The organism is Halorubrum californiense DSM 19288 (assembly GCF_000336875.1).
In the GTDB taxonomy this organism is placed as follows: Archaea; Halobacteriota; Halobacteria; order Halobacteriales; family Haloferacaceae; genus Halorubrum; species Halorubrum californiense.
Map to the genome: position 1 here is coordinate 23,027 of NZ_AOJK01000064.1, position 13,755 is coordinate 36,781.

General features: G+C 68.3%; 11 protein-coding genes. 7 read left to right on the forward strand and 4 right to left on the reverse strand.

Going from position 1 to position 13,755, the window contains the following annotated elements:
- The first annotated feature begins 21 nt into the window (after positions 1-21).
- Entirely contained in the window at positions 22-5,133 is a 5,112-nt protein-coding gene (gene polC / locus C463_RS12790) for a DNA polymerase II large subunit (protein ID WP_008444424.1), read from the forward strand.
- Between the two features lie 62 nt (positions 5,134-5,195).
- Here polC and C463_RS12795 read toward each other — a convergent pair whose 3' ends face one another.
- On the reverse strand, positions 5,196-5,837 hold the full coding sequence (locus C463_RS12795; RefSeq protein ID WP_008444426.1) for a bifunctional 4-hydroxy-2-oxoglutarate aldolase/2-dehydro-3-deoxy-phosphogluconate aldolase: 642 nt from the start codon (positions 5,835-5,837) through the stop codon (positions 5,196-5,198).
- Between the two features lie 229 nt (positions 5,838-6,066).
- Between C463_RS12795 and C463_RS12800 the strand changes: the two genes are divergently transcribed.
- Positions 6,067-8,256: an elongation factor EF-2 gene (locus C463_RS12800; protein ID WP_008444427.1), complete on the forward strand. Its 2,190-nt coding sequence runs from the start codon at positions 6,067-6,069 to the stop codon at positions 8,254-8,256.
- A 90-nt stretch (positions 8,257-8,346) separates the two neighbouring features.
- On the opposite strand, the gene C463_RS12805 is transcribed toward C463_RS12800, so the two are convergent.
- Entirely contained in the window at positions 8,347-8,841 is a 495-nt protein-coding gene (locus tag C463_RS12805; RefSeq protein WP_008444428.1) for a DUF3592 domain-containing protein, read from the reverse strand.
- Positions 8,842-9,085: 244 nt separating this feature from the next.
- On the opposite strand from C463_RS12805, the gene C463_RS19030 reads away from it, so the two are divergent.
- From C463_RS19030 to rpsJ, 5 genes are all read left to right on the forward strand, one after another.
- Entirely contained in the window at positions 9,086-9,226 is a 141-nt protein-coding gene (locus C463_RS19030; RefSeq protein WP_160163106.1) for a hypothetical protein, read from the forward strand.
- The gene (locus C463_RS12810; protein ID WP_008444429.1) at positions 9,223-9,855 is read left to right on the forward strand and encodes an amino acid-binding ACT domain protein; all 633 of its coding nucleotides are present in this window, start codon (positions 9,223-9,225) and stop codon (positions 9,853-9,855) included. Before C463_RS19030 ends, C463_RS12810 begins: the two co-directional genes overlap by 4 nt.
- Positions 9,852-10,847, forward strand: a complete 996-nt coding sequence (locus C463_RS12815) for a homoserine dehydrogenase (RefSeq protein WP_008444435.1) — start codon at positions 9,852-9,854, stop codon at positions 10,845-10,847. The genes C463_RS12810 and C463_RS12815 overlap by 4 nt, the downstream gene beginning before the upstream one ends.
- A gap of 197 nt (positions 10,848-11,044) precedes the next feature.
- Positions 11,045-12,310: a translation elongation factor EF-1 subunit alpha gene (gene tuf / locus C463_RS12820; protein ID WP_008444436.1), complete on the forward strand. Its 1,266-nt coding sequence runs from the start codon at positions 11,045-11,047 to the stop codon at positions 12,308-12,310.
- A gap of 3 nt (positions 12,311-12,313) precedes the next feature.
- Entirely contained in the window at positions 12,314-12,622 is a 309-nt protein-coding gene (gene rpsJ, locus C463_RS12825; protein ID WP_004048854.1) for a 30S ribosomal protein S10, read from the forward strand.
- Between the two features lie 72 nt (positions 12,623-12,694).
- Here the strand turns inward: rpsJ and C463_RS12830 are convergent, their stop codons facing one another.
- Positions 12,695-13,255, reverse strand: a complete 561-nt coding sequence (locus C463_RS12830; RefSeq protein WP_008444437.1) for a rhomboid family intramembrane serine protease — start codon at positions 13,253-13,255, stop codon at positions 12,695-12,697.
- 85 nt (positions 13,256-13,340) lie between these two features.
- On the reverse strand, positions 13,341-13,643 hold the full coding sequence (locus C463_RS12835) for a hypothetical protein (RefSeq protein WP_008444439.1): 303 nt from the start codon (positions 13,641-13,643) through the stop codon (positions 13,341-13,343).
- Positions 13,644-13,755: the final 112 nt, after the last annotated feature.

Sequence of the window (13,755 nt, forward strand, 5' to 3'; positions counted from 1 at the left end):
CGTGCCGGCGACAGCGGCCCGATGAGACCGGACGACGAGCGCTACTTCGCGCGGATCGAAGAGCGGCTGGACGAGGCGTGGGACGTCGCGGAGACGGCCAAAGAGCAGGGCCGGGACCCCGAGCCGGAGATCGAGATCCCGGTCGCCCGCGACATGGCCGACCGCGTGGAGAATATCCTCGGCATCGACGGCGTCGCGGAGCGCGTCCGCGATCTGGAGGGCGAGATGTCCCGCGAGGAGGCGGCCCTGGAGCTGGTCACCGACTTCGTCGACGGCAGCGTCGGCGACTACGACTCCCGCGAGGGGAAGATCGAGGGGGCGGTCCGGACCGCGGTCGCGCTGCTCACCGAGGGCGTCGTCGCCGCGCCGATCGAGGGGATCGACCGCGTGGAGCTGTTGGAGAACGACGACGGCACCGAGTTCGTCAACGTCTACTACGCCGGCCCGATCCGCTCGGCGGGCGGGACGGCGCAGGCGCTGTCCGTGCTCGTCGCCGACTACGCCCGGTCGCTGCTCGACGTCGACGAGTACAAGCCCCGCGACGTGGAGGTCGAGCGCTACGCCGAGGAGATCGCCCTCTACGACAAGGACACGGGGCTCCAGTACACGCCGAAGGACAAGGAGTCGAAGTTCATCGCCAAGCACATTCCGGTCATGCTCGACGGGGAGGCGACGAGCGACGAGGAGGTCTCGGGGTTCCGCGACCTCGAACGCGTCGACACCAACTCCGCGCGCGGCGGGATGTGCCTCGTCGCCGCCGAGGGGATCGCGCTGAAGGCGCCGAAGATCCAGCGGTACACCCGCGACCTCGACGAGGTCGACTGGCCGTGGCTCCAGGACCTGATCGACGGGACGATCGGCAAGGACGGCGCGGGCGACGGCGACGCCGCGGGTGACGAGGGCAGCGACGGCGACGAGAGCGGCTCGGGGGAGGACGGCGACCCCGACGAGGCGGAGAGCGAATCGGCGGCCGACGACCCGACCGAGGCAGGGGCGGACGGGCCGCTCAGGGCCGAGCCCTCGCAGAAGTTCCTCCGGGACCTCATCGCCGGCCGTCCCGTGTTCACTCATCCGAGCGAGGCGGGCGGGTTCCGGCTCCGCTACGGTCGCGCACGCAACCACGGGTTCGCGACCGGCGGCGTCCACCCCGCGACGATGCACATCGTCGACGACTTCCTCGCGGCCGGCACGCAGATCAAGACGGAGCGGCCGGGGAAGGCGCACGGCGTCGTCCCCGTCGACTCCATCGAGGGGCCGACGGTCAGGCTCGCGAACGGCGAGGTCCGGCAGATCGACGACCCGGAGGAGGCGAAGGAGATCCGCAACGGGGTCGAGAAGGTGCTCGATCTGGGCGAGTACCTCGTCAACTACGGGGAGTTCGTCGAGAACAACCACCCGCTCGCGCCCGCCTCGTACGCCCCCGAGTGGTGGGTCCAGGAGTTCGAGGCGGCCGGCGCCGACGTCCGCGCGCTCCGCGACGACCCGCACGTCGACCTCGAACACCCGGACGTCGACCGCGCGTTCTCGTGGGCCGAGGAGTACGACTGCCCGCTCCACCCGGAGTACACGTACCTCTGGCATGACGTATCGGTCGACGCCGTCACGGCGCTCGCGGACGCGGTCGCCGCGGGCGATGTCGTCGAGGGCGTCCTCGCGGTCGAGCGCACCGACGAAGTCCAGCACGCGCTGGAGTCGCTGCTGGTCGAACACGCGGCGACACCCGACGCGCTCCGGATCCCGACGTGGCGCCCGCTCGCGCGGTCGCTCGGGATCGACGACGGGCTCCGCAAGGAGTGGGACGTAGAGGACCTCTCGGCGGCGGCTCGCCAGTACGCCGACGGCGAGAACGCGATCCGCGCGGTCAACGAGGTCGCCCCGTTCGAGGTGCGCGAGCGCGCGCCGACCCGGATCGGCAACCGGATGGGACGCCCGGAGAAGTCGGAGAGCCGCGACCTCTCGCCCGCGGTCCACACGCTCTTCCCGATCAACGAGGCGGGCGGCCCCCAGCGCGACGTCGCCGAGGCCGCGAACGTGATGGACGACACCGGCCACCGCGGGCGACACGAACTGGAGGTCTCCGACCGCGTCTGTCCGGACTGCGGCGAGCACACCTACGCCGCGCTCTGTCCCGACTGCGAGGTTCACACGGAGCCCCACTACGAGTGCGGCGACTGCGGCACCGTCTGCGAGCCCGACGAGGCCGGCCGCGTCGAGTGCCCGAACTGCGAGTGGGAGGTGACGGCCGCGACGTACCAAGAGGTCGACGTTAACGACGCGTACCGCACCGCCTTGGAGACGGTCGGCGAGCGCGAGTCCGCCTTCGAGATCCTGAAGGGCGTCCAGGGGCTCACCTCGCGGAACAAGACGCCGGAGCCGATCGAGAAGGGCGTCCTCCGCGCGAAGAACGGCGTCACCTCGTTTAAGGACGGGACGGTCCGCTACGACATGACCGACCTCCCGGTCACCGCGGTCCGGCCCGAGGAACTCGACGTCACCGCGGACCACTTCCGCGAGCTCGGCTACGAGACCGACATCGACGGCGAGCCGCTGCGCCACGACGATCAGGTGGTCGAACTGCGCGTCCAAGACATCGTCCTCTCGGACGGCGCGGCCGAGCACATGCTCAAGACCGCGGACTTCGTCGACGACCTCCTCGAACAGTTCTACGGCCTCGACCGCTTCTACGAGGTGAACGAGCGCGACGACCTCGTCGGCGAGCTCGTCTTCGGGATGGCCCCCCACACGAGCGCCGCGACTGTCGGGAGAGTGATAGGATTCACCTCGGCCGCGGTCGGATACGCTCATCCGTACTTTCACGCCGCGAAACGCCGGAACTGTTTCCACCCGAAGACGAAGATCTGGTACGAGGACGAGACCGGTCAGCTACGATACGACGAAATCGAGACGTTCGTCGAGACGTACCTCGATCGATCTGATGTCGAGTTCGACGACTTCGGAACGGCCGTCGGCGAACTGGAACATGTCGACGGTGACCTGCGCGTTCCGTCACTGACCGCGGACGGCGATCGAGTCTCTCGTCCGGTAGAGGCGGTCAGCAAGCACGAAGCGCCGGAACACCTCGTCCAAGTTCGGACCGAATCCGGTCGATCGATAACTGTCACTCCTGACCACGGTGTTCACGTGTACGACGGCGAACGGGACGCGGTCGCCGGCAAGGAAGCACGGGAAATCGATGCGGACGACAGGCTGGTGATCCCCGACTCAGTCGGGGCCGACGACATTGACCGGGACTCACGCCGGTTCGATTTGCTCGCCAAATTCGTTCGGTCCGACGCGGTTCCGAACGACCGTCTCATGATCAAAGGGCTGGACAAGGACCGACTGTACGAGCTCTTTGAGGACGCGTTCGCCGACGACTGGGAGGGTCGGTTCTATCCGCTTCAGAGCATGACGGAGGTCTTCGAGACGAACAAGAAGACGCTGAGTAACTACCTGTACCGAGAAAGCTTCCCAGTGTCGTCTCTCCAGCGGTGCTTCACCTCGCTTGACGAGATGCTCGCGTTCGTCCCGGACGATGTCGCGCTCGGCATGAAACGCGATCGCACGGAGATCGATCGGTTCGTCGATCTCAACCGGCGCGTCGCGACGCTGCTCGGCTACTACGCGGCTGAGGGATTCGCCCGCGAGCAGGAGACACCGAAGGGGACGATCCACCAGACGACGATCTGCGGGACGGAAACGGAATCGAGGGAATTCTTCCTTGACGTTCTGCGGGAGGAGTTCGGGGTCGACCCGTACGAAGAGAACCACGCGAAAGTGACTGTCTCCGGTCGCCTGTTGCGTGCGTTCTTCGACTCGGTGCTCGACTCCGGCGTGTACGCACACACGAAGCGCGTCCCCGATCAAATATTCGACGCGCCCGACGAGGTCGTCGGAGCGTATCTGAGCGGGTACTTCAGCGGCGACGGCAGCGTCGACGACGGATCGCTCCGAATCACGGCGACGACGGTGAGCGAGGAGCTTCGAGAGGACTTGGTCGGCCTCCTGCGGCGACTCGAAATCCACGCGAGCGTCGACCGACCCGAACGCGTTCACCTCCACGATAAGTTCCCCGAGTTCTACGACGAGAGCGACACGCGGATGACCGCACAGACGTACGTCCTCAGTGTCTCGTCAGAGGACGCCGTTCGATTCTCCGAAATCGCCGGATTTCACCTCTCTCGGAAGCAGGATCGATTGAGGGAAAACGTCTCGTCCGTCGAACCGTACGCGCGGAAAGCGTCTGATGGCGGGTCCGGCGAGTATCTCGTCGAGAACGTTGCCGACGTGGAAACCGTCGAGAGCGACGTCGAACACGTGTACTGTCTCACCGTCGAAGAGACGCACTCACTCGTCGCGAACGATCTGTCGGTCGATCAGTGCGACGGCGACGAGGATTGCGTAATGCTCCTCATGGACGGCCTTCTCAACTTCTCGAAAGAATTCTTGCCGGACCAGCGGGGTGGGCGCATGGATGCACCCTTAGTGATGTCCTCGCGGATCGACCCCTCGGAGATCGACGACGAGGCGCACAACGTCGACATCGTGCGCGAGTACCCCAAGGAGCTGTACGAGGCGTCTCGCGAGATGGCCGACCCGGAGGCGGTCGAGGAGCTGATACAGATCGGCGAGGACACGCTCGGCACCGACGACGAGTACCACGGGTTCGACCACACCCACGACACGACGGACATCGCGATGGGCCCGGACCTCTCGGCGTACAAGACGCTCGGCGACATGATGGAGAAGATGGACGCGCAGCTTGAGCTGGCCCGGAAGCTCCGCGCGGTCGACGAGACGGACGTGGCCGAGCGGGTGATCGAGTACCACTTCCTGCCGGACATCATCGGGAACCTCCGGGCGTTCTCGCGGCAGGAGACGCGCTGTCTCGACTGCGGCGAGAAGTACCGCCGGATGCCGCTGACGGGCGAGTGCCGCGAGTGCGGCGGCCGCGTGAACCTCACCGTCCACGAGGGGTCGGTGAGCAAGTACGTCGACACCGCCATCGAGGTGGCGGAGCGGTTCGACTGTCGCCCCTACACGAAACAGCGGCTGAAGGTGTTAGACGGGTCGCTGGAGTCGATATTCGAGGACGACACGAACAAGCAGTCCGGCATCGCGGACTTCATGTGAGCTCGGAGGGCTCGGGACGACAGCCGGTCGAGCGATCCCCGTCGCGCCCGACTCTCAACGATTCAGTCGCCGCGCGCCTCTTCGACCACTCGCGTGAACTCCCGGGCGGTCTCGGTGATGGCCTCGTAGTCGCCGCGCTCGGCGGCGTCGTAGTCGACGAGCGCGCCGCCCGCGCCGACCGCGAACGCGCCCGCGTCGATGTACTCGGCCGCGTTGTCGGGGCTGACGCCGCCGGTCGGCATCATCGGGATCTGCCCGAGCGGCCCCTTCATTGCGCCGAGGTGGGCCGGGCCGACGGTCTTCGCGGGGAACACCTTCACGAAGTCGGCGCCCGCCTCGTAGCCGCGGACCGCCTCGGTGGGCGTCATCACGCCGGGCGCGCTGACGGCGCCGTAGCGGTTACACGTCTCGATGACGTCCTCGTGGAGGCTCGGGGAGACGACGAACTCCGCACCCGCCATCAGCGTGGTCCGCGCCGTCTCGCTGTCGAGGACCGTTCCCGTGCCGACGACGACCTCGTCGTCGAAGGAGCCGGCGACCTCGCCGATGAGGTCCGCGACGTTCGGCGTGTCGGCGGTGATCTCGACGGCGGTGACGCCGCCCTCGCGGAGCGCCTCCGCGATCTCGATGAGCTGGTCGGCGGGCACCCCGCGCAACACCGCGACGACGCCGCTGTCGTCGAGTCGTGAGAGCGTCTCGTTCATACCCCCCGTTTCCCGAGTCGGAACTTAAAACCGCGCCGATGCTCGCGAGCGCCGACGGCGCTCTCGCCCGCCGGGGCCGCGGTCGACGGTCCCGAGCGAGCGCCCCCTTCGCAGCCTGTCCCGTGACACCGGTCGACACGAAATCGGCGGCGATAGGGAGTAATCGCCCGCGAAACGGCCGCGACGAAACACTACCCTTTTGACCCTCCTTTCGGTAACACTCGGTATAATGGGCCGACGCAAGAAGATCGTTCAGGAATGTCAACGGCTGATGGACGCCCCGGAGAACATCCGGAACATCGCCATCGCCGCCCACGTCGACCACGGGAAGACGACGCTCTCCGACAACCTGCTGGCGGGCGCCGGCATGATATCCGAGGACACCGCGGGCGAGCAGCTCGCGATGGACACGAAGGAGGACGAGCAGGAGCGCGGGATCACCATCGACGCGGCGAACGTGTCGATGACTCACGAGTACGAGGACACCAACCACCTCGTCAACCTCATCGACACCCCGGGCCACGTGGACTTCGGGGGCGACGTCACCCGCGCGATGCGCGCGGTCGACGGCGCGCTGGTGGTCGTCGACGCCGTCGAGGGCGCGATGCCCCAGACGGAGACGGTGCTCCGGCAGGCGCTCCGCGAGGGAGTGAAGCCGACGCTGTTCATCAACAAGGTCGACCGCCTCATCTCGGAGCTCCAGGAGGGGCCCCAGGAGATGCAGGAACGGCTGATGTCGGTCATCGCCGACGTCAACGAGCTCATCCGCGGGATGGCCGAGAACATGGACGACATCCCCGAGGACTGGACCGTCTCCGTCGAGGACGGCACGGTCGGGTTCGGCTCGGCGCTGTACAAGTGGGGCGTCTCGATGCCCTCGATGCAGCGGACCGGGATGGACTTCGCCGACATCATGGAGCTGGAACAGGACGACAAGCGGCAGGAGCTCCACGAGCGCACGCCGCTGTCGGACGTCGTGCTCGACATGGTCTGCGAGCACTTCCCGAACCCGGTCGACGCCCAGCCCCGTCGTGTCCCGCGCATCTGGCGCGGTGACCCCGACACCGAGCTGGCCGAGGGGATGCAGCTGGTCGACGAGGACGGCGACGTCGTCTTCATGGTCACCGACATCTCCATGGACCCGCACGCGGGCGAGATCGCGACGGGCCGCGTCTTCTCCGGCACGCTGGAGAAGGGCCAGGAGCTGTACGTCTCGGGCACCGCCGGCAAGAACCGCATCCAGAGCGTCGGGCTCTTCATGGGGTCCGAGCGCGAGGAGGTGGACCGCGTCCCCGCGGGGAACATCGCCTCGGTCACCGGGCTGCGCGACGCAATCGCCGGTTCCACCGTCTCCTCGGTGGAGATGACGCCGTTCGAGTCGATCGAACACATCTCCGAGCCGGTCATCACGAAGTCCGTCGAGGCGCAGAACATGGACGACCTGCCGAAGCTCATCGAGACGCTCCAGCAGGTCGCCAAGGAGGACCCGACGATCCAGATCGAGATCAACGAGGACACGGGCGAACACCTCATCAGCGGCCAGGGCGAGCTCCACCTCGAAGTGATCACCCAGCGGATCCGCGACAATCAGGGCATCCCGGTCATCACCGGCGAACCGATCGTCGTGTTCCGCGAGCAGCCCCAGGAGAACTCCCGCGAGGTCGAGGGGCAGTCGCCGAACCGCCACAACAAGTTCTACATCACCGTCGAGCCGATGGACCAGGAGATCGTCGACGCCATCCAGCTCGGCGAGGTCTCGATGGACATGCCCGAACTGGAGCGCCGCGAGGCGCTGCAGGAGGCCGGCATGGACAAGGACACCTCGCAGAACGTCGAGGACATCCACCGGACCAACATCCTCATCGACGACACGAAGGGTATCCAGCACCTCAACGAGACGATGGAGCTGGTCCTCGAAGGGCTTCAGGAGGCGCTCGACGACGGCCCGCTGGCCGCCGAGCCGGTTCAGGGGTCGCTGTTCCGCCTGCACGACGCGAAGCTCCACGAGGACACCATCCACCGCGGTCCCGCGCAGGTCATCCCGGCGGTCCGCGACGCGGTCCACCGCTCGCTGATCGACGGCGAGGTCCGCCTGCTGGAGCCGATCCAAGACGTCCGGATCGACGTCCCCTCGGAGCACATGGGCGCCGCCTCCGGCGAGATCCAGGGCCGCCGCGGCCGCGTCGACGACATGTACCAGGAGGGTGACCTCATGGTGGTCGAGGGCATCGCGCCCGTCGAGGAGATGATCGGGTTCTCCTCCGACATCCGTTCGGCCACCGAGGGCCGCGCCTCGTGGAACACCGAGAACGCGGGCTTCCGCGTGCTCGTCGACAACCTCCAGCGCGAGAAGATCATGGAGATCCGCGAGCGCAAGGGGATGAAGCTGGAACTGCCGCAGTCGATCGACTACTTCTAAGTCGACGGCGCGGTCCGCGGCGGTCGGCCGTCCCCGCTTTGTCCGTCTGCTTCGACGTTCTCTCTTCCCTCTTCGGCGCGCTTCGGCCCGTCAGCCGAGGATCCGCCTGACAGCCGACGCGCCGCCGCCAAGGACGAAGACGACCCCGAGCGCGGCCGCGATGAGCGGCGCGTTCGACGTCTGCGCCTTCAGGAACGCCCCGTCGGGGTCGGCGGGGTCGACGTAGGCCGTCGTCGACTCGCCGACGGCGTACTCCCCGATCACTTCGCGGGCGGCCGACTCGGTGTCGTAGTTCGACGTGATCGCCGCGGGGAAGACGTTCGTGCTCTCGTAGGTGTTCCCCTCGTACTCGTAGGTGAACCGCACGGTCGGCCGGTAGTCGACGCTCGTGCTGCTTCCGGAGGAACTCGATTCAACGTCGAGGGCGGCGATCTCGGCGTCGACCTCGACGGCGTCCGCGACGGCGTCCGACTGCTGGGTGTAGTCGTACGCGCCGTAGCCTGTCACTGCGAGCCCGATCAGCAGCATGACGACAGCGCCCTTGAGCGTCTTCGGACCGTCGATCGAGAGCCCGCCGTCGCTCATTCGTCCCGCTCACCTCGGTTCGAGGGGAGCCGGTCGGAGGAGCGACGAGTCGGTGCGACGGGCCGCGAAGCGATGCTGGACGAACCGCGTGGAGGGGCGAACACTCACGCTCCTCGGTCGCGGTCGCGCATAATTCTTGGGGGGCCGTCCCGCCCGATTCGTGCGGTACGTTGACAACCGTGGCCGCGAGGCAACGCCTGCCCCCGCCGAAGGCTTATACCCGATCGTCCGACTCCGTTCGGGTATGCAGACGGGCACGACTCCCCCCCGGCGCACCGCGACGGAGCCACCGAGCGACCGCTCCACGCCGGGCACAGGAACGTGTCTGCGAACGCGCGCCCCCGCCCCGGTCCATCGCGGCGAGGCGCCGGAGGTGTCGCCGTGAGCGACCGTCGCGACGGGGCGCCGGAGGCCGCGATCGACGCCGAGAACGCGGTCGATTCGGCCGCCGACGCCGAGAGCGCGGACCCGGCCTCCCCGGACGGGGGGCACGCGGCCGCGACTCCCTCGACGCACACGGTGCGGCTGGAGCTGGTCGACGAGCCCGGCCAGCTGCTCGCCGCGCTCCACCCGATCGCGGACAACGGAGGGAACCTCCTGTCGATCTACCACGAGCGCGGGAACAAGACGCCCCGCGGGCGGATCCCGGTTGAGGTCGACTTCGAGGCGACTCCCGAGCGGTTCGAGGAGATCGTCGACGCGCTCCGCAGCGAGGGCGTGAACGTGATGCAGGCGGGCACGGAGCGGTACGCCGAGGAGGTGACGCTGCTCCTCTTCGGCCACCTCATCGACACCGACCTCTCCGACACGCTCTCGCGGATCGAGGCCTGCGAGTCGGCGTCGGTCGCCGACGTGTCGCTCGCGGCCCCGCAGGGCACCGAAGAGGTGTCGAGCGCCCGACTCCGGCTCGAAGCGCGCGCCGGCGAGACGGACGCGGCGCTCGCAGCGGTCCGCGAGCTCGCCGACGAGAAGGAGCTCCGCGTCGTCGAGCCGCTCACGGGGGTGGACGCGTGAAGCTCGCCGTCATCGGCGCGGGCGCGGTCGGGCGCTCGGTCGTCGAGCTGGCGGGCGAACACGGCCACGAGGTCGTCGCGGTCGCCGACTCCTCGACGGCGGTCGTCGCAGACGGGGCGGACGGTCGGGGCGGCGACGCGGTCGGCGTCGACCCCGACGCGGTCGTGGCCCGGAAGGCTGAGCGCGGAATCGTCGGGGACGACGACCCCGAAGACGCGCTCGCGGCCGACTACGACGTCCTCGTCGAGGCGACGCCGACGACGCTCGGCGACGCCGAACCCGGCTTCTCGCACGTGACGACCGCCTTGGAGCGCGACCGCCACGCCGTCCTCGCGAACAAGGGCCCGGTCGCGGAGCGGTTCGGCGACCTGCGGGCGGCCGTCGACGACAGCGACGGGGACATCCGGTTCGAGGCGACCGTGGGTGGGGCGATCCCCGCGGTCTCGACCGTCGAGGATATCGAGCCCGGCCACGTCACCGCGGTCCGCGGCGTGCTCAACGGGACGGCGAACTTCATCCTGACGCGGATGGCCGCCGAGGGGCTCGACTACGATCACGTGCTCGCGGAGGCGCAGGACCTCGGCGTCGCCGAGGCCGACCCCTCCTTCGACGTGGACGGCACCGACGCGGCGCTGAAGTGCGTCATCCTCGCGAACGTCCTCTCGTTCGGCGCGGTCGACGACCCGGCAGACGCCCGGGAGTTCACGCTCGACGACGCCGACGTCTCCGGGATCCGCGACGTGCCCGGCTCCGCGCTCCGGCTCGCGGCCGAGGACGGGCAGACGGTCCGGCTGATCGGCGAGGCGACGGGTGAGACCGTCCGCGTCGCGCCGCGGCTCGTCCCCGAGAACGGGACGCTCGCGGTCTCCGGCACGCAGAACATCGTCCAGATCGAGACGTCCCACGCCGGCCGGCTCAACATCTCCGGTCGCGGCGCGGGCGGCCCCGAGACCGCGAGCGCGGTCCTCGGCGACGTGGGACGATTGGAGTAGGCCGGCTCGTCCGGTTGGAGTAGGCCGCTTCGACCGCCGATTCCGTCGCTCCGGACCGGGGCGTGTGTCGCTCTGTCGTGTTCCGCGTTGTCGAGAATCGCCGGACGGCGGCACGATACTCTGTAAGCCGTATCGAAACCGTTTTAGTGGAATCAACCGAAACTTACTCACAGAGCGCCTTAGCGCGTGATTACCCCATGAGTGACAAACCGCACCAGAACCTGGCCATCATCGGCCACGTCGACCACGGCAAGAGTACGCTCGTGGGTCGCCTCCTCTTCGAGACGGGGAGCGTCCCCGAGCACGTAATCGAGCAGCACCGCGAGGAAGCCGAAGAGAAGGGCAAGGGCGGCTTCGAGTTCGCCTACGTGATGGACAACCTCGCCGAGGAGCGCGAGCGCGGCGTCACGATCGACATCGCCCACCAGGAGTTCGACACGGACAACTACTACTTCACCATCGTCGACTGCCCGGGCCACCGTGACTTCGTGAAAAACATGATCACGGGCGCCTCGCAGGCCGACAACGCGGTGCTCGTCGTCGCGGCCGACGACGGCGTCGCGCCCCAGACGCGTGAGCACGTGTTCCTGGCCCGCACGCTCGGGATCAACGAGCTCATCATCGGCGTCAACAAGATGGACCTCGTCGACTACAGCGAGGACTCCTACAAGGAGGTCATCGGCGAGGTCGAGGACCTGCTCAACCAGGTCCGCTTCGCGACCGACGACACCACGTTCGTGCCGATCTCGGCGTTCGAGGGCGACAACGTCGCCGAGGCGTCCGAGAACACGCCGTGGTACGACGGCGACACCCTGCTGGAGTCGCTCAACGACCTGCCGGAGTCCGAGCCGCCGACGGACGCGCCGCTCCGACTCCCCATCCAGGACGTCTACACCATCTCCGGCATCGGGACCGTCCCCGTGGGACGCGTCGAGACCGGGATCCTCAACACCGGCGACAACGTCTCCTTCCAGCCGTCCGACGTGGGCGGCGAGGTGAAGACGGTCGAGATGCACCACGAAGAGGTGCCCAAGGCCGAGCCCGGTGACAACGTCGGGTTCAACGTCCGCGGCATCGGCAAGGACGACATCCGCCGCGGCGACGTCTGTGGCCCGGCCGACGATCCGCCGAGCGTCGCGGAGACGTTCAAAGCGCAGGTCGTCGTCATGCAGCACCCGTCGGTCATCACGGCCGGCTACACCCCGGTCTTCCACGCCCACACGGCGCAGGTCGCCTGTACGATCGAGTCCATCGATCAGAAGATCGACCCCTCGTCCGGTGAGGTCGCCGAGGAGAACCCGGACTTCATCAAGTCTGGCGACGCCGCGGTCGTCACCGTGCGCCCCCAGAAACCGCTCAGCATCGAGCCGTCCGGCGAGATCCCGGAACTCGGCAGCTTCGCCATCCGCGACATGGGGCAGACCATCGCGGCCGGCAAGGTGCTCGAAGTCAACGAGCGATAATCGATGCAGCAGGCACGCGTCCGCCTCGCCGGCACGAGCCCCGAGGACCTCGACGACATCTGCGACGACGTCCGCGAGATCGCGGACTCGACGGGAGTCGCCCTGTCGGGCCCGATCCCGCTGCCGACGAAGACGCTCGAGATCCCGTCGCGCAAGTCCCCGGACGGTGAGGGGACGGCGACGTGGGAGCACTGGGAGATGCGCGTCCACAAGCGTCTGATCGACATCGACGCCGACGAACGCGCGCTCCGCCAGCTGATGCGCGTCCAAGTGCCGAACGACGTCAGCATCGAGATCGTTCTCGAAGACTGAGCGCTAGGGCGTTTCTCTTTCACCCCTTTCTTTTTCACCCACCGAGTAGCGATGCGACTCGCGACTCGCCCCTCACCGCGCGTCGAGCAGCCCGACGCGTCCAGCCACGAGCCCGCAGAACGCGCCCGTTCCGTGCGCGACCAGCGCGACGCCCGGCGCGGCCGTCGTCGCGGTGAGGACGACGGCGACGAGACCGAACAGGAGGAGTTGGGCCCGCGGCGAGAGCCGGAGCCGGTCGAACAGCGTCGCGCTCACGACGTTGTCGGCGAGCAGGTAGCCGCCGAGCGCGAAGACGGCGCCGCTGATCCCCAACACGGCCGCCGGGGGACCGAGCAGGCTCCCGAGGGTCACCTGCGCGACGCCCGCGAGCGCGCCGGTAGCGACCACGAACGCGTGGAAGCGCGGGCGAGTCGTCCGGCGCTCGACGAGGGGCCCGACGAGCAGCAGCGCGAGGGCGTTCGCCAGCAGGTGGCCGACGGAGCCGTGCGCGTACACGCTGGTGACGAGCGTCCACGGCGCGACGGAGACGGGGGTCGACAGCGCGAGGAGGCCGAAGAGACCGACGAGGCTGAGGAGGGCCTGCGCGGCGCCGACGAGGAGGACGATCCCGAGCGTTTCGAGGGTGGCGCGCATCGGGCGAGGGTTGGGACCGGGCGGTGAAAAGGCTGTGCGGGCCGCGCCGTCCGCGACCGTGGTCCGGATGCGACCCGCCCGCGACTCAGATCACGTCGTCGGGATCGTGGGCGCGCGCCAGCCGTGTCGCCTCGGCGGCGTACCGCTCGCGGTCGTCGGGGTCCTCGACGGTCCCGACGTTCGACGGCGCCGCGTCGACGGCGGCCGTGGTGTCGCGCACGTCCGTGAAGGAGGTGAGCGCCCGCTCCTTCCGGAAGTAGCGCTCGCCGTCCGGCGTCGCGTACGTGAGGATCACCATGTTCTGCTCGTCGTCGGAGTAGGTGCGCTCGACGAGCCACATCCGGACGTCGTCGGTCGCGGAGCCGGCGGCCGCCTCGTCCGTATTCATGTGTGGTATTTCGAATTCTACGAACAAACGTGTTACGCCGGCTCGGAACCGACTCGCGCCGCCGCTCGCCTCCTCGAACCGCCAGCGTTTTATTCTTTAGGGCGGCCTAAAC